At 57.8% G+C, this 22,176-nt stretch carries 20 protein-coding genes; 13 read left to right on the forward strand and 7 right to left on the reverse strand.

Annotation, left to right across the window (positions count from 1 at the left end):
• The first annotated feature begins 142 nt into the window (after nucleotides 1–142).
• Genes ACR0EV_RS01965 through ACR0EV_RS01985 form a run of 5 tightly spaced genes read left to right on the forward strand, consistent with a single transcriptional unit; the run spans nucleotide 143 to nucleotide 6,705 of the window.
• On the forward strand, nucleotides 143–1,963 hold the full coding sequence (locus tag ACR0EV_RS01965) for an ABC transporter ATP-binding protein (protein WP_480798563.1): 1,821 nt from the start codon (nucleotides 143–145) through the stop codon (nucleotides 1,961–1,963).
• A 5-nt stretch (nucleotides 1,964–1,968) separates the two neighbouring features.
• Nucleotides 1,969–3,135: an acetylornithine deacetylase gene (argE, locus tag ACR0EV_RS01970; RefSeq protein WP_480798564.1), complete on the forward strand. Its 1,167-nt coding sequence runs from the start codon at nucleotides 1,969–1,971 to the stop codon at nucleotides 3,133–3,135.
• A 43-nt stretch (nucleotides 3,136–3,178) separates the two neighbouring features.
• Nucleotides 3,179–4,345 carry a M20 aminoacylase family protein gene (locus ACR0EV_RS01975; RefSeq protein ID WP_480798565.1) on the forward strand — a complete coding sequence of 389 codons (1,167 nt, stop codon included), beginning with the start codon at nucleotides 3,179–3,181 and terminating at the stop codon, nucleotides 4,343–4,345.
• Nucleotides 4,346–4,360: 15 nt separating this feature from the next.
• Entirely contained in the window at nucleotides 4,361–5,524 is a 1,164-nt protein-coding gene (locus ACR0EV_RS01980) for a M20 aminoacylase family protein (RefSeq protein WP_480798566.1), read from the forward strand.
• 17 nt (nucleotides 5,525–5,541) lie between these two features.
• Complete coding sequence (locus tag ACR0EV_RS01985; protein ID WP_480798567.1) at nucleotides 5,542–6,705, forward strand: M20 aminoacylase family protein; 1,164 nt, start codon at nucleotides 5,542–5,544, stop codon at nucleotides 6,703–6,705.
• A gap of 42 nt (nucleotides 6,706–6,747) precedes the next feature.
• Here the strand turns inward: ACR0EV_RS01985 and ACR0EV_RS01990 are convergent, their stop codons facing one another.
• Nucleotides 6,748–8,070 carry a 3-deoxy-D-manno-octulosonic acid transferase gene (locus ACR0EV_RS01990; RefSeq protein WP_480798568.1) on the reverse strand — a complete coding sequence of 441 codons (1,323 nt, stop codon included), beginning with the start codon at nucleotides 8,068–8,070 and terminating at the stop codon, nucleotides 6,748–6,750.
• Between the two features lies 1 nt (nucleotide 8,071).
• Nucleotides 8,072–9,079 carry a GTP 3',8-cyclase MoaA gene (gene moaA / locus ACR0EV_RS01995; protein ID WP_480799001.1) on the reverse strand — a complete coding sequence of 336 codons (1,008 nt, stop codon included), beginning with the start codon at nucleotides 9,077–9,079 and terminating at the stop codon, nucleotides 8,072–8,074.
• Between the two features lie 91 nt (nucleotides 9,080–9,170).
• Here moaA and ACR0EV_RS02000 point away from each other — a divergent pair, with 91 nt between their 5' ends.
• Nucleotides 9,171–9,602 (forward strand): hypothetical protein, encoded by a 432-nt coding sequence (locus ACR0EV_RS02000; protein ID WP_480798569.1) that lies wholly within the window; start codon nucleotides 9,171–9,173, stop codon nucleotides 9,600–9,602.
• On the opposite strand, the gene ACR0EV_RS02005 is transcribed toward ACR0EV_RS02000, so the two are convergent.
• Genes ACR0EV_RS02005 through glmU form a run of 4 tightly spaced genes read right to left on the reverse strand, consistent with a single transcriptional unit; the run spans nucleotide 9,590 to nucleotide 14,007 of the window.
• Nucleotides 9,590–10,276 (reverse strand): DNA alkylation repair protein, encoded by a 687-nt coding sequence (locus ACR0EV_RS02005; protein ID WP_480798570.1) that lies wholly within the window; start codon nucleotides 10,274–10,276, stop codon nucleotides 9,590–9,592. The two genes, ACR0EV_RS02000 and ACR0EV_RS02005, sit on opposite strands and share 13 nt — an antisense overlap.
• Nucleotides 10,277–10,280: 4 nt before the next feature.
• Complete coding sequence (locus ACR0EV_RS02010; RefSeq protein ID WP_480798571.1) at nucleotides 10,281–10,823, reverse strand: pyridoxamine 5'-phosphate oxidase family protein; 543 nt, start codon at nucleotides 10,821–10,823, stop codon at nucleotides 10,281–10,283.
• A 3-nt stretch (nucleotides 10,824–10,826) separates the two neighbouring features.
• A complete protein-coding gene (gene glmS, locus ACR0EV_RS02015; protein WP_480798572.1) occupies nucleotides 10,827–12,650 on the reverse strand; it encodes a glutamine--fructose-6-phosphate transaminase (isomerizing) in 1,824 nt (607 codons plus the stop codon).
• Between the two features lie 4 nt (nucleotides 12,651–12,654).
• Nucleotides 12,655–14,007, reverse strand: coding sequence for a bifunctional UDP-N-acetylglucosamine diphosphorylase/glucosamine-1-phosphate N-acetyltransferase GlmU (glmU, locus tag ACR0EV_RS02020; RefSeq protein WP_480798573.1), 1,353 nt, complete (start codon nucleotides 14,005–14,007; stop codon nucleotides 12,655–12,657).
• 134 nt (nucleotides 14,008–14,141) lie between these two features.
• On the opposite strand from glmU, the gene ACR0EV_RS02025 reads away from it, so the two are divergent.
• The 3 genes from ACR0EV_RS02025 to ACR0EV_RS02035 all read left to right on the forward strand — a co-directional run bounded on the left by ACR0EV_RS02025 (nucleotide 14,142) and on the right by ACR0EV_RS02035 (nucleotide 17,364).
• Entirely contained in the window at nucleotides 14,142–14,813 is a 672-nt protein-coding gene (locus tag ACR0EV_RS02025; RefSeq protein WP_480798574.1) for an HAD-IA family hydrolase, read from the forward strand.
• Nucleotides 14,814–14,852: 39 nt separating this feature from the next.
• Nucleotides 14,853–16,043 (forward strand): DegT/DnrJ/EryC1/StrS family aminotransferase, encoded by a 1,191-nt coding sequence (locus ACR0EV_RS02030; RefSeq protein WP_480798575.1) that lies wholly within the window; start codon nucleotides 14,853–14,855, stop codon nucleotides 16,041–16,043.
• Between the two features lie 157 nt (nucleotides 16,044–16,200).
• A complete protein-coding gene (locus ACR0EV_RS02035; RefSeq protein WP_480798576.1) occupies nucleotides 16,201–17,364 on the forward strand; it encodes an isovaleryl-CoA dehydrogenase in 1,164 nt (387 codons plus the stop codon).
• A gap of 52 nt (nucleotides 17,365–17,416) precedes the next feature.
• Here the strand turns inward: ACR0EV_RS02035 and ACR0EV_RS02040 are convergent, their stop codons facing one another.
• A complete protein-coding gene (locus tag ACR0EV_RS02040) occupies nucleotides 17,417–18,019 on the reverse strand; it encodes an OmpW/AlkL family protein (protein WP_480798577.1) in 603 nt (200 codons plus the stop codon).
• Between the two features lie 136 nt (nucleotides 18,020–18,155).
• On the opposite strand from ACR0EV_RS02040, the gene ACR0EV_RS02045 reads away from it, so the two are divergent.
• Genes ACR0EV_RS02045 through ACR0EV_RS02060 form a run of 4 tightly spaced genes read left to right on the forward strand, consistent with a single transcriptional unit; the run spans nucleotide 18,156 to nucleotide 22,174 of the window.
• Nucleotides 18,156–19,682: an AMP-binding protein gene (locus tag ACR0EV_RS02045; protein WP_480798578.1), complete on the forward strand. Its 1,527-nt coding sequence runs from the start codon at nucleotides 18,156–18,158 to the stop codon at nucleotides 19,680–19,682.
• Nucleotides 19,682–20,143 (forward strand): hypothetical protein, encoded by a 462-nt coding sequence (locus ACR0EV_RS02050; RefSeq protein ID WP_480798579.1) that lies wholly within the window; start codon nucleotides 19,682–19,684, stop codon nucleotides 20,141–20,143. Before ACR0EV_RS02045 ends, ACR0EV_RS02050 begins: the two co-directional genes overlap by 1 nt.
• A complete protein-coding gene (locus ACR0EV_RS02055; RefSeq protein WP_480798580.1) occupies nucleotides 20,140–21,747 on the forward strand; it encodes a carboxyl transferase domain-containing protein in 1,608 nt (535 codons plus the stop codon). The genes ACR0EV_RS02050 and ACR0EV_RS02055 overlap by 4 nt, the downstream gene beginning before the upstream one ends.
• A gap of 1 nt (nucleotide 21,748) precedes the next feature.
• On the forward strand, nucleotides 21,749–22,174 hold the full coding sequence (locus tag ACR0EV_RS02060) for an ASCH domain-containing protein (RefSeq protein ID WP_480798581.1): 426 nt from the start codon (nucleotides 21,749–21,751) through the stop codon (nucleotides 22,172–22,174).
• The last annotated feature ends 2 nt before the right edge of the window (nucleotides 22,175–22,176 follow it).

Here is a 22,176-nt window from a genome sequence, read left to right on the forward strand (position 1 = left end):
TTACGTTGGGTATCGAAACAGAACTTGCAAAAAATGCAAGTGGTGCCGTCGCGAAAATGTGTATTGCGTTTGACTTTTCCCGGTAGCCCGCCGTAGCGTTCGGCACTCAGAACAAAAATGACAACGTCAGGGGAGCGTGCGCGTGCTGGATCAGCCTATTGCACAGATCAAAAAACTGCGGGTGGAATTTCAGACCAAGGACGGCCCTGTCGTCGGTGTCGAGGACGTCTCGTTCGAGGTCAATCCGGGCGAAACCGTTTGTATCGTTGGTGAATCGGGCTCGGGTAAATCTGTTTCGTCGTTGTCTTTGATGCGGTTGGTCGAGTTCGGCGGGGGCGAAATTGCTGGCGGAGAGCTGCTGTTTGATCGCCGCGATGGCGAGGAGATGGACCTGTCCACAGCCGATCAGGATCTGATGAAACAGATTCGCGGAAACGAGATCGGGATGATCTTTCAGGAGCCGATGACCGCCCTGAACCCCGTGTTTACTGTCGGTCGCCAGTTGACCGAAGGTCTACGTATCCACAAGGACATGTCAAAAGCCCAGGCTGAGGAACGGGCATTGGAATTGTTGCGGCAGGTACGAATCCCTGAACCTGAGCGTCGCCTTCAGCAATACCCGCACGAGCTGTCCGGCGGGATGCGTCAGCGTGTGGTCATCGCGATGGCGATGGCGTGCGAGCCGCGCCTTTTGATCGCGGATGAACCTACCACGGCTCTGGACGTGACCATTCAGGCCGAGATTCTGGCTCTGATGGATCGTCTTAAGCGAGAGACCGGCACTGCGGTGATGTTCATTACACACGACATGGCGGTGGTTGCGCAGATGGCGGACCGCGTGGTGGTCATGTTCCGTGGCAACAAGGTCGAAGAGGGTACCGTCAAGGAAATCTTCGAAAACCCTCAGCACGACTACACCAAGGCTCTTTTGGCCGCGGTACCTAAGCTGGGTGAGATGCGAGGTAAATCCGCGCCCGAGCCCATGAAGCTGTTGGGGGTGGAAGGGCAGAATATTGCCCCCATTCCCGGCACCGAAGAGGTTCTATTGACCGTCAAGAACTTGACAACGCGCTTCCCGGTCAAAGGCGGGCTGCTGCGTCGCACGATTTCTAACGTGCACGCCGTTGAAGATGTCTCATTCACACTGAACAAGGGCCAGACCCTTAGCCTTGTGGGTGAATCCGGGTGCGGCAAATCCTCGGCCGGTCGCTCGATCCTGCGGCTGGTTGAGCCCATGGCGGGTGAAGTCAATCTGGATGGCGTTGATATCATGAAATTGGACCCGTCCGGCCTGCGCAAGGCGCGGTTGGACATGCAGATGATCTTTCAGGATCCCTTCGCCTCGCTGAACCCACAAATGCAGTTGGTGGATCAAGTGGCTGAACCAATGCGCAACTATGGCGTCGCGTCTGGGTCGGAGCTTCAGGATCGCGTTGCGCAATTGTTTGACAAGGTGCAGCTGCCACGCAGCTTCATGCGCCGCTTTCCGCATGAAATGTCAGGCGGTCAGCGTCAGCGGATCGCCATTGCCCGGGCCTTGGCCCTGAACCCCAAGCTGATCATCGCGGATGAGGCGGTTTCGGCCCTCGACGTATCGGTGCAGGCGCAGGTGCTGAACCTGATGATGGAGCTACAATCCGAGCTGGGCTTGTCCTATTTGTTCATCAGTCACGATATGGCCGTGGTTGAACGGGTCAGCCATTATGTAGGGGTCATGTATCTGGGTCGCATTGTTGAGCTTGGCCCGCGTGCTCGGGTCTTCGAAAACCCGCAGCACGCCTATACGCAGGCGCTGATGAAGGCCGTTCCGATCGCGGACCCCAACAAGCGGAAGTCCGAAAAAGACCTGAACTTCAAACCGATTCCGTCGCCGATTCACCCTGTTGGCTACACGCCTGAACCTTCGCAATATCAAGAGGTTGAGCCAGGTCATTTCATCCTGACGACGGATAGCGGGTACTAATACCAATGGCAAAACGCCTGACGCCGCTTGAGATCATGACCAAGTTGATCTCTTTTCCAACCGTAAGCCGCGAAACCAATTTGCCTCTGGTGGATTGGGTTGAAGAGTATCTTCAAGGCCACGGAATCCACCCGCATCGCTGGCCCGACCCGGACCAACCGCACAAGGCCGCGATCTTTGCCCATGTGGGTCCAATGGACGAAGGCGCGGTGGTTTTGTCCGGTCACACCGATGTCGTGCCAGTGGATGGTCAGCCATGGGATACGGACCCGTTTACCGTGACCGAGAAAGACGGCAAGTATTTCGGGCGGGGCACCTGCGACATGAAGGGCTTTGATGCTTTGGCCATTTGGGCCCTTGTCGAAGCGCATCACGCCGGGGTCAAACAGCCGTTGCAGCTTGCGCTCAGCTTTGATGAAGAGGTCGGTTGTACCGGTGCGCCGCCCATGATCAAGGCGATGCAGGAGGTCCTGCCTAAAGGATCCGCCGTGATCGTGGGTGAGCCGTCGATGATGCAGGCAGTGACGGGCCACAAAGGTGGCTTCGGCTTTGACACGCACATCATGGGGTTCGAAGTTCATAGCTCGATCATGCACACAGGCGTCAACGCGATCATGGAGGCCGCGCCTCTGATCGATTGGGCGAACCGGCAGAACGCAGTAAATATGGCGGCGGAACCCAGCCCGGTTGCCGCCGTGTTCGATCCGCCATGGACGACCTGTCATGTTGGCATGATTGAAGGTGGCACAGCACACAATATCACCGCCAAAGACTGTAAGTTCATGATGGATTTCCGAACCGTACCGGACGAATCCAAAGCGCAATGGAAGGACGCGTATTTTCAACAGGTCCGCGCGATTGAGGCCCGGATGAAGCAAGTGCACCCCGAGGCCCGTATTGAACTGTCCGAAAACTTTTCTATCCCTGGCCTCGTACCTGAACAGGATGGTGAAGCGGAAGCTCTGGTGCGCGTGTTGACGGGCGACAATGCCAGCCATGTTGTCAGCTATGGAACCGAGGCGGGTCAGTTTCAGGAGGCTGGCTATTCTGCGGTGATTTGCGGCCCCGGCGATATCGCGCAGGCGCATCAACCGAATGAGTTCATCTCGGTTGCGCAGTTCGAAGCTGGGCAAAAGTTCATGCAGCGCTTGGTTGAAAAGCTGGGCACCTGATCCGACGTAAAGCGGTAATCGCAGCCGAAGGGGAGGTTTTGAGATGCCGGTAAAAAACAGACTTGCGGAAATGCATGGCGAGATAACCAAGTGGCGCCGTTATCTACATGCACATCCTGAGCTCATGTACGACGTCCACGAAACTGCGGCATTTGTCGCAGACCGCCTGAAAGAATTTGACGTAGACGAGATTACTCCGGGGATTGGCAAAACTGGCGTCGTTGGGGTGATCAAAGGGCGCACGGATACGCAGGGGCGTGTCATTGGCCTGCGGGCGGATATGGATGCGCTGCCGATTGAAGAGGCGACAGGGCTGGACTATGCCTCAACTGTTTCGGGTAAGATGCACGCCTGCGGTCATGACGGTCACACCTCAATGCTGCTGGGGGCAGCGCAATATCTGGCCGAGACACGCAATTTCGACGGCACTGTGGTTCTGATCTTTCAGCCAGCCGAAGAAGGTGGCGCAGGTGGACTGGCCATGTGTCAGGACGGGTTGATGGACCGCTGGGGCATTCAGGAAGTTTATGGAATGCACAACATGCCCGGTCTTCCCGTGGGTGAGTTTGCCATTCGACCGGGTGCGCTGCTGGCTTCATCTGATGAGTTCAAAATTACCGTCACCGGGAAGGGCGGGCACGCCGCCGCGCCGCATGATGCGGTGGACACGACGCTGGTTGCCTCGCATATCGTTGTTGCGTTGCAATCCGTGGTGTCGCGCACGGTTGACCCGATCAAACGCGTTGTCTTGACAGTTGGAACTTTCGAAACGGACAGTGTTGCGTCAAACGTAATTGCACACACTGTACGTTTGCAGGGAACCGTTCGGACGCTGGATCCTGAATATCGCGCCATCGCGGAAGAACGGGTGCGCCGGATTGCCGAGGATACTGCGTCGGCTTTTGGAGCAAAGGCTGAAGTCACTTGGGAGCCGGGATACCCTGTGACAGTGAACTCAGATGCCGAAACGACATACGCCGCCGAGGCAGCCCAAGCTGTCGCGGGTAAGGTCAACGACAGCACGGACCCGATCATGCCGTCCGAAGATTTTGCCTATATGCTTGAAGAACGGCCCGGAGCCTACATCTTTATCGGGAACGGGGACACGGCCATGTGCCATCACCCCGAGTATAATTTTGATGACGACGCCATTCCCGCCGGCTGCAGTTGGTTTGCCGAGCTTGTGGAACGACGATTGCCCGTCGCATAAATCAAGGAGAATGACATGCCGATTAAAAACCGCCTTGCAGAGATGCACGATGAAATCACAGGTTGGCGGCGTGACATTCACCAACATCCGGAAATTCTGTATGACACCCACCGCACCAGCGCACTGGTTGCCGAAAAGCTGAAGGAGTTCGGCTGTGATGAAGTTGTGACCGGCATTGGTCGCACCGGTGTGGTCGGGGTCATTCGTGGCAAGAGCGATACGCAGGGCCGTGTTATCGGGTTGCGCGCAGATATGGATGCCCTGCCGATGCAGGAACAGACCGGGCTGGACTATGCCTCGAAAACAGAAAATGCGATGCATGCCTGCGGTCATGACGGGCATACGGCCATGGTTTTAGGCGCAGCGAAATACCTGTCTGAAACACGCAACTTCGACGGAACGGCGGTGGTGATTTTCCAACCCGCTGAGGAAGGCGGCAATGGCGCAGAGGCCATGTGCAAGGACGGTCTGATGGACCGGTTCGGCATTCAAGAAGTCTATGCGATGCACAATGTTCCGGGTTTGCCGACCGGGCAGTTTGCGATCCGGTCGGGACCGTTGCTTGCGGCAGCGGATGAGTTCTCGATTCAGCTGGAAGGGCGGGGCGGTCACGCGGCAAAACCACATGAGACTGTGGATACTACGGTGATGCTGTCGCAAATGATCGTGGCTTTGCAGACCATTGTTTCGCGCAACGCGGACCCAATTCAGCAGGGTGTTCTGTCTGTAACGTCGGTTGAGACCTCGTCCAAAGCGTTCAACGTGATCCCGCAATCGGCGCAGATACGCGGTACGGTGCGTACGCACTCGAACGAGATGCGCGACTTGATTGAGAAACGCCTGAAGGAAGTCTCCGAAGGGATCGCCGCGACGTTCGGTGGTTCAGTGAACGTCAATTACACGCGCGGTGTGCCGGTGACGATCAATGCTGAAGAGCAAACAGGTTATGCCGAAGAGGCTGCCGTATCTGTTGGTGGCAGTTGTGTTGAGGCCTCGATGGTGATGGGCGGCGAGGATTTCTCGTTCATGCTGGAAGAACGGCCCGGAGCCTTCATCGTTTTAGGCAACGGAGACAGCGCCGGGTTGCACCACCCCGAATACAACTTCAACGACGAGATCATCCCGATCGGGTGCTCGTGGTTTGCGGAAATGGTCGAGCGCCGGATGCCGGCGGCTTGAATTAGGAGAGAGAAGACATGCCAGTTAAAAACCGCTTTGCCGAATTGCAGGATGAAATCACCGCATGGCGACGGGATCTGCACCAAAACCCGGAAATCCTGTTTGAAACCCACCGTACCAGCGCGGTTGTGGCCGAGAAACTCAAAGAGTTCGGTTGTGATGAGGTTGTCACCGGCATCGGACGTACCGGTGTTGTGGGTGTGATCAAGGGCAAGTCGGACAGCAGGGGCAAGGTGATTGGTTTGCGCGCAGATATGGATGCGCTGCCGATTCATGAGGCGACAGGGCTGGAATATGCCTCGAAAACACCGGGTGCTATGCATGCCTGCGGTCATGACGGTCACACAGCGATGCTGTTGGGGGCGGCAAAGTACCTGTCTGAAACACGCAATTTCGATGGCACCGTGGTGGTGATTTTCCAACCCGCCGAAGAAGGCGGGGGTGGTGGCCGTGAGATGTGTGAAGACGGTATGATGGAGCGCTGGAACATTCAGGAAGTCTATGGAATGCACAACTGGCCGGGTAAACCGGTTGGCAGCTTCTCAATCCGTCCTGGATCTTTCTTTGCGGCAACAGATCAGTTCGACATCACCTTTGAAGGTCGCGGCGGTCACGCGGCCAAACCGCAAGAGACGGTGGACACGACCGTTATGACGGCGCAGGCGGTTTTGGCTTTGCAAACTATTGCGTCCAGAAATGCGGATCCGATTGATCAGGTTGTTGTGTCGGTGACGTCTTTTGAAACCTCATCAAAGGCCTTTAACGTGATCCCGCAAACTGTGCAGATCAAAGGGACCGTGCGTACCATGAGCAAGGATATGCGCGATCTGGCTGAAAAGCGGATCAAAGAGATTTCCACGGGCGTGGCAACAACGTTCGGAGGCACCGCAGACGTGACCTATATCCGCGGCTATCCGGTAATGGTGAATAGCGACGAGCAGACAGCGTTTGCAGCGGATGTGGCAAAGTCAGTGTCGGGGAATTGTGAAGAAGCTCCGTTGGTGATGGGCGGAGAGGATTTCGCGTTCATGCTGGAAGAACGTCCAGGGGCTTATATCCTTGTAGGCAACGGCGACACCGCCATGGTTCATCACCCGGAATACAATTTTAACGACGAGGCCATTCCGGCCGGTTGCAGTTGGTGGGCTGAGATAGTCGAACAGCGGATGCCGGCGGCTTGATTAAAAGCGTGGGGGCTCTGCCCCCACACCCCCGAGGTATTTTCAGCCAGATGAAGAAAGATCCAGTTTGTGCAGATCAAGCTCTGCACAGAGGGTGTCGATGACGGATTCAAGGGCATCTGACTGCGTGTGAACGCAAGACCGGGCTGCTTTTTGTGCGGATTGCAGGGCGTTCTGGTCTGACAACCAATGCGCCACGACTTGGGAGAGTTCAGCCGCTGTTTGAACCTCGATTGCGCCACCGGATTTAATCAGCGGGGAAAAGGTCTCGGCAAAGTTAAAGAAACCCGCACCCGTGATCACCGCGGCCCCGGCTTGCGCAGGCTCAAAAGGATTGTGGCCCCCGATTTCTTTCAGCGAACCGCCGAGAAATACAATCGGACACAGAGCGTACCAGGTTCCGGTTTCTCCTAGTGTATCGGCAACGTATATTTGGGTGTTTTCTCTGATCAGTTCGTCCCTGGATCGGAAAGAAGCAGGCATATCAGCGTCTTGGATCAGCGATCCAATGTCGCCCCGACGCTCTGGGTGGCGCGGGATCAACAGCAAGAGCAAGTTCGGCCAGCGTTCAAGTAGTGTCTTGTGCGCGGTCAGAACGGTTTCTTCCTCGCCCGCGTGGGTTGAGCTTGCAATCCAGATCGGGCGGTCTGCGATCTGAGCTTGGATATCCTGCAACGTCGCTTGATCCACCGGCAGGGGATCGGACATTGCCTTAAGATTGGTGCCCGGATGCACGCGGCTTGGTGTTGCACCGATGTCGATCAGGTTGGCTGCGGTTTTGTTATTCTGGGTCAGAAACAGGCAGAAATTGGATAAAATGAAACGCGCGGTGTCCGGGCGTTTTTTCCAACCTCTGACAGATTTTTCAGACAGGCGGGCGTTTAGAAGTGCCAGCGGGATGTTCTGCCGATGGCTTTCCACGATCAGGCGGGGCCATATTTCGCTTTCGACGAAGATGCCCGCATCGGGTTGCCAATGAGAGAGAAAGCGAGCTACAGAGCCTGCGGTATCCAGCGGTGGGTATTGATGCCGTGTTCGGGGCGGCATGCGTTTGGCGATCAATGCGGCTGAGGTGGGCGTACCTGAGGTAATCAGGAACTCGGCATCCGGTAGGCGGTCTGCCAACCGTTTTATCAGGCTGAGGACCGACAGGCTTTCGCCGACGCTGGCGGCATGAAACCAAATCAGACGCCCAGCTGGACGGGGCAAGCTGGCGTGGCCAAGACGCTCTCTCGCGCGGTTCTCAGGAACATCGGCTGCGCGCAGCTTGTTGCGCACGGTTCGCCATGCCAAGGGTTGTATAAGAGCTGTAAAGCCGCAGTACAGCCTGTACAGCAGCGTCGGGCGGTCGTCTGCGCCGGGCATGTCAGCCGCCTGTATGGCTCATGTGACGGCTCATCTGGCCATCGACGGCCTGACGGGAATAGTCGAAATCGTGACCCTTGGGCTTGAGGTTGATCGCGGCCCGGATTGCGTCCTCTAGCGGCGCTTCGCTTTCGTGGTGATCGCGCAGCGGGGCGCGCAGATCAGCCATGTCTTCCTGGCCCAAGCACATATACAGCTCGCCGGTACAGGTCAGGCGCACGCGGTTGCAACTTTCGCAAAAGTTATGAGACAGTGGTGTGATGAACCCGATCTTTTGGCTTGTTTCCTCAAGGCGAACATAGCGGGCCGGGCCACCGGTGCGTTCGGCCAAGTCGGTGACAGTATAGTGGTTTTCGTATTCTTTGCGCACGTCCTTAAGCGACCAATATTGATCCAGACGGTCTTCGTTGCCGATGTCGCCCATGGGCATGACCTCGATCCAGGTCAGGTCCATGTCACGCTCTGCGCACCACTCGGTAATCTTTGGCAGCTCGGGTTCGTTGAACCCTTTCAAGGCAACCGCGTTGATTTTGATCCGCAAGCCTGCTTTTTGCGCGGCGTCGATGCCGTTCAGGACTTGTTTCAAGCGCCCCCAACGTGTGACTTTGGCGAATTTGTCATCGTCCAGTGTATCCAGCGAGACATTCACCCGCCGCACGCCGGCTGCATAGAGGTCTTCTGAGAAGCGATGCAATTGCGAACCGTTTGTGGTCAGCGTGAGTTCTTTCAGCGCGCCGCTGTCCAGATGGCGGGTCATTGAGTTGAAGAAGGTCATGATGTTGCGGCGGACCAAGGGCTCTCCGCCCGTGATGCGCAACTTCTCCACGCCCATCTTCACAAAGGTCGAACACATCCGATCCAGCTCTTCCAGCGTTAGCAGGTCTTTCTTGGGCAGAAAGGTCATGTTCTCGGACATGCAATACACGCAGCGGAAATCGCAGCGGTCCGTGACGGAGACGCGGAGATACGTGATGGCGCGGGCAAACGGGTCGATAAGCGGAGCTGTCATGGCGTAATAGGTAAAGCCGGAACCGGGTCCCGACAAGGGTGAACTGTGCTTTGCGCTGGTACAGATGCGCGCAGGGCTATAGGATTTGAGCATGAAGAAAGCACTCGTAATTCTGTGTGTGTTGGCTGCCGGTTGCGATACGGTCCGGTCCACGACCGAGCGCGTCTTCGGGCGGAGCGACGCACCCGCGCAAACCGATGCGGACGTGGAGACCGCCACTGCTGTCTCCGAGGAGGTTCTGGAGCCGGAACCAGTTTCAGCGCGTCCCAGTTGGGCTGGGGCCAGAACCACCATTGCCGGGCTGGGAGACCCGACCACGCCGGGGCGTTGGATGCAGACGCCTTTGGTCGAAAGCGAGGTAACGGCGCGCGTGGTTGTGCCCAGAACCGGGGCGCAAGCCTATATCACTCTGGTTCCGATCCCGGGCCCTGCCAGCAGTGGCAGCCGGTTGTCGTTGGATGCCATGCGAGCTTTGCTGGTGCCGCTGGATGAACTGGTCGAGGTCGAGGTCTACGCCAACTGATCCTTCAGATATTTGCCGGCTTCACGGCGGGCAAATGGCTTCATCGCGTTGCCGTGTTCTTCCAGGAATGCAATCACGCGATCAGGGTCATGTTTGGAAAGCTCACGCAGCCACCAAGCTATGGACTTTTGAATGAACCAATCGCGATCCGGGACATAGCCGGCGGCCCAGCCAAGGATACGGTCGCGGCGTTGCAGGTCTTCGGGCTTGGGGTGGTTCTGTTTTGTCCAGGGCAGGGTCGAGACCAAGGCCGCACGGCGGGTCCACATGTGGTCGGATCGGGTCCACTGTTCAACTTCGTCCAGACGATCGGGGTTAGCTGAAAGCCGCTTTTGCATTGCCGTGCTGGCGTGGTCGGCGATAGCCCAGGCATCGAATTCAGGTAACCAGCTTTGCAAAAGGTCCCAAACTGCGTCATCTGGCCGGGTGCGCGCCTGAGTCAGCAACTTGGCCGCTGCAACGCGGGCTTCGTGAATGTTGGTCTGCCACAGTCCGTTTGCCACTTCGACCCGCGCCGCAACATCCAGTTCCTTTCGCCATGCTTTGCACAGGTCGTTCAATACGGGGTTCGCGACACCAAGATAGACGCGATCCACCTTGTGGTAGCTGGCCACTTGATCCGCACGCTCCGCGTCGGCATGGGCTTTGATTTGATCGAGGAACCTGGCGAGCATAAGATCAGACCGGAACGCCGGTGGGCTTTCCGTCAATTGTCTGCCCGTTTTTCTCAGCCCAGTAGGCGCGGATTTCGTTGTCGGATTTTCCGTCGACCCATTTCTGCATTGTATCGCGGTCGGACTGGAACTCCATGAAAGGAACGGCATAGCCGCACGAAGTCTGAACTATTTCTATAGACTGGTCATAGATTTGCCGCGCGCTGCGATGATTGGGGAACAGGTCCGCCAACTCGTCCCAACCCTCGTCCCCGACATGTAGGGTACGCGCAGTTCCATAAGTGCGCAGGATCAGGGGACGGGTGCCGAATGAACACCACATCAGCGTCATGCGGTTAACCTGCATCAGGTGGCCTGCTGTTTCATTGCCGCTGCCGGTAAGGTTCATCCAGACGATGCGGTTGGAGCCCAAGACCCGCAGCGAATCCATCCCTTTCGGGGAAATATTGACCTGGCCCTCAGCCCCGGCGGTGCCGACAAAGAACATATGCTGCTCTTCGATGAATTTCCGGTGGGTGTCTTCAAGCTGAGGGAATTGTTTGGCCATGGGTCACTCTACCGTAACAGATTTTGCCAGATTGCGGGGCTGATCCACATCGGTGCCCTTGGCGACGGCAGTGTGATAGGCCAGCAGCTGTGCAGGAACGGAATAGAGGATCGGTGTCAGGTTGTGATGAACATGGGGCATGCGGATCTTGCTCCAGACCTCATCCCCGGCTTCGGCGATACCGTCATCATCCGACACAAGGATCACTTTACCTTTGCGCGCCATGACTTCTTGCATGTTTGAAACGGTCTTGTCGAACACAGTATCCCGCGGGGCCATGACAACCACAGGCATGTGTTTGTCGATCAGAGCGATAGGGCCGTGCTTCAGCTCTCCCGACGCGTAACCTTCGGCGTGGATGTAGCTGATTTCCTTCAGTTTCAACGCGCCTTCCAGAGCCAGCGGATACATCAGCCCACGGCCCAAAAACAGAACGTCGCGCGCTTCGGACAAGCGCTGTGCAGCTTTGCGGATCGACCGGTTCTGATCAAGCGCCGCGTTTAGAACAGTTGGCAATCCGCGTAGGGCCGCAGCATGATCAGCAATTTCGTCGTCTGTCAGCGTACCCCGGTCAGCAGCGGCCTTCAAAGCCAGCATCAACAGCACGCTCAACTGGCAGGTGAAGGCCTTGGTCGAGGCCACGCCAATTTCGACACCGGCATGGATTGGCAACGCGATATCGCTTTCGCGCGCAATCGAGCTTTCCGGGACGTTCACAACTGAAACGATCTTCTCTGCTTTGCCTTCGCAATAACGCAATGCGGCCAGCGTGTCGGCGGTTTCCCCCGACTGGCTGACAAACAGCGCCAGAGTCCGGTCGGTGATTGGAGGTTCGCGATAGCGGAACTCGCTGGCGATATCGACCTCAACCGGCATCTTCGCCAGTTGCTCGAACCAGTATTTGGCGGTCAAGCAGGCATAAAAAGCAGTACCGCAGGCCACCATGGTCAGGCGGTCCAGCTTGCTGAAATCCAGATCTGTATCGGGCAACACCACCCGGTCTCCGCTGGTGGGCAGGTAGGACCGGATTGCCTCGGCCACAACGATGGGCTGTTCAGCAATTTCCTTGGCCATGAAATGCTTGTGCTCGCCTTTGTCGGCGCGCGTATGATCCAGTTTGATCTTGCGCTTTTCGCGGTTGGCCAACTCGCCAGCTTCGGTACGGATCTCCAGCGAATTGCGGGTCAGAACCGCACGGTCGCCCTCCTCAAGATATGTGATCTTATTGGTCAACGGCGCCAGTGCGATGGCGTCAGATCCGACATACATCTCACCATCCCCGTGGCCGATAGCCAGCGGCGATCCCTTGCGAGCGGCCACAATCAGGTCGTCTTCTCCGTCGAACAGAAACGCCAACGCAAAGGCGCCTTCCAGTTGATCGATGGTCTTGAACGCGGCCTCAACCGGCGACAGTCCCGCGTTGAGGTGATGTTCGGTCATCAGGGCAACGGTTTCCGTATCAGTCTCGGTCTGAAAATCGACGCCATGTTCCGCCAGCTCGGCGCGTAATTCGCGATAGTTTTCAACGATGCCATTATGCACAACGGCCACAGGCCCCGCCTTGTGCGGATGCGCATTGTTGACCGTGGGCGCACCGTGGGTGGCCCAACGGGTATGGCCAATGCCCGATTTTCCGGGCAACGGGTCATGCACCAGCAGATCGCTGAGGTTCACCAGCTTGCCGACTGCGCGCCTTCGACCCAACGCGCCATCATTGACAGTTGCTATCCCGGCGCTGTCATAGCCGCGATACTCCAGCCGTTTCAGGGCCTCTACCAGAATAGGGGCCGCTTCATGCTGCCCCAGAACACCTACAATTCCACACATAACCTTAGGCCTCTTTATCGCGGCGAGCCTTCTTCGCCTTCAACATATCAAACAATTTACGCGCATATCCGGGCTTATTTTCCTGCTTGGCACGCGCGACCGCCAGCGCATCAGGGTCCACATTCTTGGTTACGACGGTGCCCGTCGCCGTCATCGCGCCATCACCTACGGTCACCGGGGCCACCAACATGGTGTTCGACCCAATAAAGACTTTCTCACCGATGGTGGTCTTGTGCTTCATCACGCCATCATAGTTGCAGGTGATCGTGCCAGCGCCAATATTTGTCGCAGCTCCCACCGATGCATCGCCGATATAGGTCAGGTGGTTGACCTTTGCGCCTTCGGCAATTTCGGCATTCTTGATTTCGACGAAATTGCCGACGCGTGTGTTTTCCGCAAGCTCGGCCCCGGGGCGCAGACGAGCGTAGGGTCCGATGATAGCGCCGCGGCTGACATGACAGCCTTCAAGATGCGAAAATGCCCGGATCGTCGCGCCGCTTTCCACGGTGACGCCGGGACCGAAAACCACATTGGGTTCAATCACTGTATCGCGCCCGATCACGGTATCGGCGGCCAGAAAAACCGTTTCTGGAGCCAGCAAGGTGACGCCCATGTCCAACAGCTCAGCGCGGGCACGTGACTGGAAGACCGCATCCGCCGCGGCCAGATCCGCGCGCGAGTTCACACCCAGCGTTTGTGCTTCGTCACAGGCGACAGCGGTCACGCTTAGCCCACGTTTGCGCGCGATTTCCACAACGTCAGTCAGATAGTATTCAGCCGAGGCGTTATCGTTGCCAACTTCGTCGATCAGCGAAAACAACAGCTGCGCGTCACAGGCCAGAAGCCCCGAGTTACAGAAGGTTATGGCACGTTCTTCGTCACTGGCGTCTTTGAATTCGACGATGCGTTCCAGGCTGTTGCCTTTCATGACCAAACGGCCATAACGTGCAGGGTCGGCAGCTTCGAAGCCGAGAATGACCAGATCGTTGTGCGACCGCGCCTCGATCATTCGTTCCAGTGTGTCTGGTTGCAGAAACGGGGTGTCGCCATAAAGAACCACAACATCGCCTTCGAAACCCTCCAGCGCTTGCCGCGCCTGAGCTACTGCGTGCGCGGTGCCTTGCTGTTCCTCCTGAACGGCGATCTGCGCCTCTTCGTCTTCGCCCTGCGCAGCCTTTGCCACAGCTTCGGACCCGTGGCCGGTGACAATCACCGTCCGTTCGGGGGACAGAACGGACCCGGCGCGCATCGCGTGAACAAGCATCGGCACTTGGGCGATGGGATGCAGGACTTTGGGAAGATCCGAATTCATCCTGGTGCCTTTTCCGGCGGCGAGGATGACAAGGGCAGTGCTCATGAAATCGTTTTCTCTTTGTGTTTTGGTGCCGACCGTTTTATCCGCTGAGGTCAAAGGCGCAAGCCGTTCGGCCATCAAACAAGATTGCCGATTGAAACAGGACACGGCGAAAACCTGCCGAACAAGGAGGCTAAATGCGAACAGTCATTTTCGATCTGGACGGCACTTTGGCGGATACATCGGGCGATTTGCTGGCTGCGGCGAACCATTGTTTTCGCGAGATGGGGCATGGTGATGTACTGGTCCACGGGCAGGATTCTGGTATCGCACTGCGCGGCGGGCGCATGATGTTGACCCATGGGCTAAAGCGCGTCGGCGCCTATGACGAGGGTACAGTCCAAGCATTTTACCCGGTGCTGCTTGAAGCCTATGCCCAGGATATCGACACTCATACCAGCTTTTATCCCGGCGCGTTGCAGGCGGTCGAGATGCTTAGCAGCGCGGGATACGGTATTGGCATATGTACGAACAAACCGGAGCATTTGGCAGAATTGTTGCTAACGCGTATGGGGGTGCGAGACCGCTTTGCCTCGCTGGTTGGGGCAGATACATTGCCGGTTCGCAAACCAGATCCGGCCCCACTGCGAGAAGCTGCACGTCGCGCGGGGGGAGATCCCGATTTGTGCGTGTTGATCGGAGACTCGGATACGGACCGCAACACCGCCAAAGCCGCAGGTGTTCCGTCGGTCCTCGTGACCTTCGGCCCGTCAGGCAATGATATGGCTGCATTGGAACCCGAAGCCTTGCTGCATCATTTTGACGATTTACCTTCCCTTGTGCCTGCCTTGATTGGTGCGGCGGCGTAGCGTCTTGACCGAACCTTGTCGGAGCCTCAGAACGAAATCATGACCGAAAAATTCTCAGGCAATTTCACGCAGCAAGAACCCCTTCCCGAGGACGCGATCAAGGCGGCTTTGGCCGTTCTGCGCCACGGGCGTTTGCATCGCTACAACGTGGCCGCGGGCGAGTTGGGCGAAACGGCCTTGCTGGAGCAGGAATTCGCGGCACAGACGGGGGCAAAATACTGTCTGGCTGTGTCATCTGGCGGATATGCGCTTGCCACCGCCCTTCGCGCGGTTGGAGTTCAGCCCGGTGATCCGGTTCTGACCAACGCCTTCACGTTGGCCCCGGTGCCGGGGTCAATTGCCTCAGTCGGCGGGCGGGCAATCTTCGTTGGCGTGACAGAAAGCCTGACCATCGACTTGGATGATCTTGAGCGCAAACTGGATCAGGCACGTGTGCTGATGCTGAGCCACATGCGCGGTCATCTGTGTGACATGGACCGGCTGATGCAGATGTGCGACGCCGCCGGGGTGGTCGTGATCGAAGACTGCGCGCATACGATGGGCGCGGCCTGGCGGGGCCAATTGTCGGGGCGGCAGGGCGCAATCGGCTGCTATTCGTGCCAAACCTACAAGCATGTCAACTCGGGCGAGGGCGGTTTGCTTGTCACCGATGACGAGGAGTTGGCGGCCAAGGCCACGATGCTGTCTGGGTCCTACATGCTGTACGAGCGCCATCTGGCTGCTCCTGGGCCAGAGGTGTTTGAAAGGATTAAGTATACGACCCCAAACGTGTCGGGCCGCATGGATAACTTGCGCGCGGCGATCCTGCGTCCGCAATTGCGGGATCTGGACCGGCAGGTGCAGCGTTGGAATGAGCGCTATCGCGAGATCGAGGCCGGGCTGCGTGGCACACCGGGTTTGACCATGGTCGAGCGGCCCGAGGAGGAAGCCTATGTAGGGTCTTCGATCCAGTTCCTGCTGTTGGATTGGTTGCCCGAACGGATTGCCGACGTGATCAGCCGTTGCGCGGCGCGTGGGGTTGAGCTGAAATGGTTCGGAGGGGCAGAGCCAACCGGGTTCACGTCACGGTATGACAGTTGGCGTTATTTCGATAGTGAACCCATGCCGGAAAGTGATCGCGTTTTGGCTGGTGTCATGGATATGCGCGTGCCGTTAACCTTTTCGCTTGAGGACTGCCAATTGATTGCGCGCATTATCCGAGCTGAGGTAGGCGCGGTCTACCAATCGTAACCATGTAGAGTGCGCTTTCAGCGCACGCTCAATCCTATGCGCGCCGCCCGTATGGGCGGCGTTTGCGTTTTGGCTGTTTCACAAAGATTGACCGGGCCTGGATTCGCTGTTACTTATTTATTGAACACTTGTTCATTAACGCGAAGGGAGGGCACAGATGTTCATGGCCACGATGAAGTTTGATCTGGGTGAGGATGTGAATGCCCTGCGCGAGATGGTGCATCGCTGGGCACAGGAACGGGTCAAGCCCATGGCAGCCGAGATCGACCTGACCAATGCCTTTCCGAACGAGTTGTGGAAAGAGATGGGAGAGCTTGGCCTTTTGGGTGTCACAGTACCCGAAGAATATGGCGGCGCGGGTATGTCTTATCTGGCGCATACAATCGCCGTCGAAGAGGTCGCGCGGGCCTCGGCCTCGGTTGCCCTGTCATATGGGGCGCATTCGAACCTGTGCGTGAACCAGATCAAGCTGAACGGCAATGAAGAGCAGAAGCAGAAGTACCTGCCGCGCCTGATCTCGGGTGAGCATGTGGGCGCGTTGGCCATGTCGGAGCCTTCGGCCGGGTCCGATGTCGTTTCGATGAAGTTGCGGGCCGAAAAACGGAATGATCATTACCGTCTGAATGGTAATAAATACTGGATCACCAACGGGCCGGACGCAGATACTCTGGTCGTTTACGCCAAGACGGATCCGGATGCTGGATCCAAAGGGATTACGGCTTTTCTGATAGAAAAAGAGATGAAGGGTTTTTCGACCTCAGCCCATTTCGACAAGCTGGGGATGCGCGGGTCGAATACGGCTGAACTGATCTTTGAAGACGTCGAAGTGCCATTCGAGAATGTGTTGGGCGAAGAGGGAAAAGGCGTGGCCGTACTCATGTCCGGGCTGGATTATGAACGTGTGGTTCTGGCCGGGATCGGCACTGGCATAATGGCTGCTTGTCTGGATGAGGTGATGCCATACCTGGCCGAGCGCAAGCAGTTCGGCAAACCCATCGGCAGCTTCCAGTTGATGCAGGGCAAGATCGCCGACATGTACACAGCTATGAACTCGGCGCGTGCCTACGTGTACGAGGTCGCCAAGGCATGTGATCGGGGGGATGTAACGCGTCAGGACGCGGCGGCGTGCTGCCTGTACGCCTCGGAGCAGTCGATGGTACAGGCGCATCAGGCGGTTCAGGCGCTGGGTGGGGCAGGCTTTCTGTCCGACGCGCCAGTGAGCCGGATGTTCCGTGATGCCAAACTGATGGAGATCGGTGCGGGCACCAGCGAGATTCGCCGGATGCTGATTGGCCGTGAACTGATGGCTGAAATGCTCTGAACACAAAAACGCCCCGCGGACGAGGGAACCGCAGGGCGCTTGTAAGATGGGATCAGAACTTATGGACGTAGGAAACGCCGACAAGGAACGGATCGATTTCTGCGGTGCCGATGTTGGTGCCGTTCAGCGAAACGTCCGAGTCGATGTCGAACCAACGTACGTTCAGACGGACCGCGCCATTGTCGCTGACCATGTAGTCCAGACCAGCCTGCAGCGAGACGCCGAAGGAGTCATCGACCTTGAGGTTGCCCAGAGCGGTCTGTTCGTCAAAGAAGATGGTGTAGTTCAGGCCGGCACCGACATAGGGTTTCCACGCGCTGTTGGTCGGGAAGTGATAGTTCACCGACAGGGTGGGCGGCAGGTGCTTGACCGTAGCCGCGTCAACACCGCCCAAAGCGATGGTGTGTTTGAACGGGGTTGCGGCCAGCAGTTCGATACCCAGATTGTCACGGATGAAGTATTCGGCGGTGAAGATCGGGCGCGTATCTGCGTCGATGGTGGCAGGTGCACCTGCGATCGTGCCGTTGTCGGATTTCGGGTCCAAATAACCCACACCAACGCCGACGGTCCAGTCACCTTGCGATTGAGCAAACGCAGGGGCGGCCATCGCAACCAGCGCGGTGGACAGGGTCAATGCGGCGAGCTTTTTGGTCATTGTTTTGCCTTTGGTTCTGTTGATGCGTCTGACGTCGCAGAGAAGAGCCTTGAGCACTCTGATCTGTATCAAATTCCTGTGAAAGCTGGCAGCGGCAAGAATCAGGGAAGTGTCAGCAAAATAAGGAGAAATTGCTGTGCTAACCTCTGAGCGCATACCGGGGTTGCACTCGGGGGGCAGCTGGGACGTGCCGGATCGGCTCAATATGGCGCAGCAATGCCTGCACCATGCGAAGGATCACGTGGCGGTTATTGATCTGACTGGCCCGGATGCCCGCAGTGTCACTTATGGCCAACTGGATCAGATGGCAGATGATCTTGCCCGTGCGCTGTTGCGACGCGTACAGCCCGGCGATCGTGTTGGCGTGTTGCTGAGCCAGTCCCCGTGGTGCGCCGCCGCCCATCTGGCGATTTGGAAGATCGGGGCGATCTCTGTCCCGCTGTTCAAATTGTTCAAACAAGATGCCCTGCGGTCGCGGGTTGGTGACGCAGAGGCCAAGATTGTGCTGACCGATGCCGAAGGGGCTGCGCTGTTGGGCGATCTGGCCGAGGCTCTGATTGCATCTGAAATAGGCGAGGCGGGCCCATCCCTGCCATTCGCCGACACTGGCCCCGAGGACCCGGCGGTTCTGATCTATACTTCGGGCACCACCGGCAGCGCAAAGGGGGCTTTGCACGGGCATCGGGTGCTGACCGGGCATTTGCCGGGTGTCTCGATCAGCCATAACCATTTGCGTGGGGGCGATTGCCTGTGGACTCCGGCGGATTGGGCATGGATCGGCGGTTTGTTCGATGTGCTGATGCCAGGCCTGGCGCTAGGCATTCCGGTCGTTGCCGCAAGGCTTGAAAAATTCTCGCCTGAGGCTTGCGCCGATATTGTCTCGCGCGGCGGGGTGCGCAACGTGTTCTTCCCACCCACGGCATTGCGGATGCTGAAGGCGGCAGATCAGGGTATTGACGGCCTGCGCTCGGTCGCGTCCGGGGGCGAGCCGTTGGGGGCCGAGATGCTGGCCTGGGGGCAAAAGGCGTTTGGTCTGACAATCAACGAATTCTACGGCCAGACTGAATGCAACATGGTCGTGTCCTCTTGCGCCGAGGATTTCCCAGTGCAGCCCGGCTGCATCGGCAAACCCGTGCCGGGGCATGAGGTGGCGGTGATTGACGAGAAAGGCAACCCAACGACCGAGGAAGGCGACGTGGCGATCCGGCGCGGCTCGGCTTCGATGCTGCTGGAATACTGGAACAGGCCCGAGGCGACGGCTGAGAAATTCCGAGGCGATTGGTTGATCACCGGAGATCGCGGCGTTTGGGAGGGCGACTACCTGCGCTTTGTTGGTCGCGACGACGACGTAATCACCTCAGCCGGATACCGTATTGGCCCTGCCGAGATCGAGGATTGCCTGCTGACGCACCCAGCGGTGGCGACAGTAGGCGTGGTCGGAAAGCCCGACCCGCTGCGGACCGAGATCGTCAAGGCGTATGTGGTGTTGAAACCGGGGGCTGCGGCGTCGGCGCAGGAGTTGCAGGATTGGGTCAAAGACCGTCTGGCGCATTACTCCTACCCGCGTGAGGTGGCGTTTCTGGAGGAGTTGCCGATGACGGTGACGGGGAAGGTGATCCGGAAGGAACTGAAGGCGCGGGCGGCGGTGGAAGGGGTGCTATGATGAAGAGCTTATACGTCGCGACTTCGTTCGTCGTTGCCTGCATTGCAGCGCCAGCTGTGAGCTTGGCAGACCAAAGTAGTCCCTATGCTTGGACAGAACGCTGCCTTGCAAGTGCAGAAGGCAAACTGGATCAGGCTGGAAAAACACAAGAGTGTATAGCGGTGATCCTAGGCTATTGTCGTTTCTCCACAGACAGTCATTCTTGCTTTAAAAACTTGGCTTCAAATTTCGTAGACCGGTCCAAAGCAATTGTGGATGGTCTTCCAGAAAACCTAGAGGCTTTGTCCCAGCAAAAACACTTCTATCAAAAGCGATTGGAGCTTTTGAACAACACAAGCGTTGCCAGTCGTTGTGAAACACCAAGCTTTGACACGGAATGTGCTGCCTTAGTGTCTTTCGGACGTTACCTGGGAGCGGTGTCTTTGGCCGATTGGGTAGAAAAGAGGGAGGAGAGCCAATGAAGCTCACGAGTAAAGCAATAACAACCTCTGAAGGCTTCAAGGCAAACCGCGCGGCCCATCTCGACGCGATGGCCCAAATCTCTGCTGCTGCCGAAGCGGCCCGCATGGGCGGTGGCGAGAAATCCCGCGCGCGGCATGAGTCACGGGGCAAGATGCTGCCTCGGCGCAGGGTGGCGAACCTGTTGGACGCGGGCTCTCCGTTTCTGGAAATTGGTGCGACGGCGGCGCATGGGATGTATGGCGATGCCGCACCTTGTGCCGGGGTGATCGCCGGGATCGGTCGTGTGCAGGGCCGCGAGGTTATGGTGGTGTGCAACGACGCCACCGTAAAGGGCGGCACGTATTACCCGCTGTCGGTCAAGAAACACCTGCGCGCGCAAGAGATTGCCGAGGAAAACCATCTGCCCTGCATCTATCTGGTCGATAGCGGCGGTGCGAACCTGCCCAATCAGGATGAGGTCTTCCCTGACCGCGACCACTTTGGCCGCATTTTCTACAATCAGGCGCGGATGAGCGCCAAGGGGATCGCTCAGATCGCGGTGGTGATGGGGTCCTGTACGGCGGGCGGGGCTTATGTGCCCGCGATGTCCGATGTGACGATCATCGTGAAGGAGCAGGGCACGATCTTTCTGGCCGGGCCACCTCTGGTTAAGGCCGCGACAGGCGAGGTCGTCAGTGCCGAGGAGCTGGGTGGAGGAGACGTCCACACCCGATTGTCCGGCGTGGCGGATTATCTGGCCGAGGATGACGCCCACGCGCTTGCCCTGGCCCGGCGCGCGGTCGGGTCGTTGGGCGGTGCCGAGCTTAAGCGTGGCCTACAGTTTGAATCCCCGGAAGAGCCTGCTTACGACCCCGAAGAGATCCTTGGCGTCGTCCCCGCCGATCTGCGCACGCCCTACGACATCCGCGAGGTCATTGCGAGGATGGTTGATGGCTCTCGGTTCGATGAGTTCAAACCGCGCTTTGGCGACACGTTGGTGACTGGGTTCGCCCATGTCAAAGGCTGCCCGGTCGGCATAATTGCCAACAATGGTGTGTTGTTTTCCGAGGCCGCTCAGAAGGGCGCGCATTTTGTCGAACTGTGTTCGCAGCGCAAGACACCGCTTGTGTTCCTGCAAAATATCACCGGCTTCATGGTCGGACGGAAATACGAAAACGAAGGCATCGCCCGGCACGGGGCCAAGATGGTGACGGCGGTGGCCACGACTTCGGTGCCGAAGATTACCATGCTGGTGGGCGGCTCGTTCGGGGCCGGGAACTATGGCATGGCCGGTCGGGCCTATCAGCCAAGGTTCTTGTGGACATGGCCGAACTCGCGGATTTCCGTGATGGGCGGTGAGCAGGCTGCGGGCGTTCTGGCGACCGTGAAACGCGACGGCATCGAACGGCAGGGCGGCACATGGTCGCCTGAGGAAGAGGCCGAATTTAAACGTCCGACGCTTGAGATGTTCGAAGAGCAGTCCCACCCGCTTTATGCATCGGCGCGGCTTTGGGATGACGGCATCATCGACCCGCGAAAGTCGCGCGACGTTTTGGCGTTGTCGCTGAGTGCGGCGTTGAATGCACCCATTCAGGAGACACGCTTCGGCGTGTTCAGGATGTAAGATGAGCGTGAGCTTGAAAACCCTTACGGCCCGCTATCCCGGCGCACAGACATTCAAATTTGGCGACAACGCAGAGCTGAGCGCTGAGCTTCTGTCATTGGTTCGTAGTGGCCGCAAAACAGCGACCTGCGACGCGCTGAGCAACTATCCTGATGGCAGTTCTGAAATGCCCAAGCGGGGTCGCCGCGATATTGCGCTGAACTGGGACAATACACCGGCATTGGTCATTGAAACCCTGGATGTTTCAATTCAGCGGTACTGTGACGTGACCGAGGATTTCGCTTTGGCGGAAGGTGAGACTGAAACGCTCGAAGAATGGCAAGACCATCATCGTCGCTATTTCCAACGAAACGGTGGGTTTGATCCCGAGATGAAACTCGTGTGCGAACGGTTTCGACTGGTGGAAGACTTGGCCTTGGAAGGGTGAAA

The sequence above is a fragment of the Ruegeria sp. CF8 genome (assembly GCF_056537285.1).

Bases quoted from the DNA above. Each gene is read 5' to 3' on its own strand.
- ACR0EV_RS02005 (WP_480798570.1), bottom strand. From the start codon at position 10,276: ATGCTCGCCAGGTTCCTCGATCAAATCAAAGCCCATGCCGACGCGGAG.
- ACR0EV_RS02000 (WP_480798569.1), top strand. From the start codon at position 9,171: ATGAAGAAAGCACTCGTAATTCTGTGTGTGTTGGCTGCCGGTTGCGAT.
- ACR0EV_RS02030 (WP_480798575.1), top strand. From the start codon at position 14,853: ATGACCGAAAAATTCTCAGGCAATTTCACGCAGCAAGAACCCCTTCCC.
- moaA (WP_480799001.1), bottom strand. From the start codon at position 9,079: ATGACAGCTCCGCTTATCGACCCGTTTGCCCGCGCCATCACGTATCTC.
- ACR0EV_RS02040 (WP_480798577.1), bottom strand. From the start codon at position 18,019: ATGACCAAAAAGCTCGCCGCATTGACCCTGTCCACCGCGCTGGTTGCG.
- ACR0EV_RS02010 (WP_480798571.1), bottom strand. From the start codon at position 10,823: ATGGCCAAACAATTCCCTCAGCTTGAAGACACCCACCGGAAATTCATC.
- ACR0EV_RS02060 (WP_480798581.1), top strand. From the start codon at position 21,749: ATGAGCGTGAGCTTGAAAACCCTTACGGCCCGCTATCCCGGCGCACAG.
- ACR0EV_RS01980 (WP_480798566.1), top strand. From the start codon at position 4,361: ATGCCGATTAAAAACCGCCTTGCAGAGATGCACGATGAAATCACAGGT.
- ACR0EV_RS02050 (WP_480798579.1), top strand. From the start codon at position 19,682: ATGAAGAGCTTATACGTCGCGACTTCGTTCGTCGTTGCCTGCATTGCA.
- glmU (WP_480798573.1), bottom strand. From the start codon at position 14,007: ATGAGCACTGCCCTTGTCATCCTCGCCGCCGGAAAAGGCACCAGGATG.
- ACR0EV_RS02055 (WP_480798580.1), top strand. From the start codon at position 20,140: ATGAAGCTCACGAGTAAAGCAATAACAACCTCTGAAGGCTTCAAGGCA.
- ACR0EV_RS01990 (WP_480798568.1), bottom strand. From the start codon at position 8,070: ATGCCCGGCGCAGACGACCGCCCGACGCTGCTGTACAGGCTGTACTGC.
- ACR0EV_RS01975 (WP_480798565.1), top strand. From the start codon at position 3,179: ATGCCGGTAAAAAACAGACTTGCGGAAATGCATGGCGAGATAACCAAG.
- glmS (WP_480798572.1), bottom strand. From the start codon at position 12,650: ATGTGTGGAATTGTAGGTGTTCTGGGGCAGCATGAAGCGGCCCCTATT.
- ACR0EV_RS01985 (WP_480798567.1), top strand. From the start codon at position 5,542: ATGCCAGTTAAAAACCGCTTTGCCGAATTGCAGGATGAAATCACCGCA.
- ACR0EV_RS02035 (WP_480798576.1), top strand. From the start codon at position 16,201: ATGTTCATGGCCACGATGAAGTTTGATCTGGGTGAGGATGTGAATGCC.
- ACR0EV_RS02025 (WP_480798574.1), top strand. From the start codon at position 14,142: ATGCGAACAGTCATTTTCGATCTGGACGGCACTTTGGCGGATACATCG.
- argE (WP_480798564.1), top strand. From the start codon at position 1,969: ATGGCAAAACGCCTGACGCCGCTTGAGATCATGACCAAGTTGATCTCT.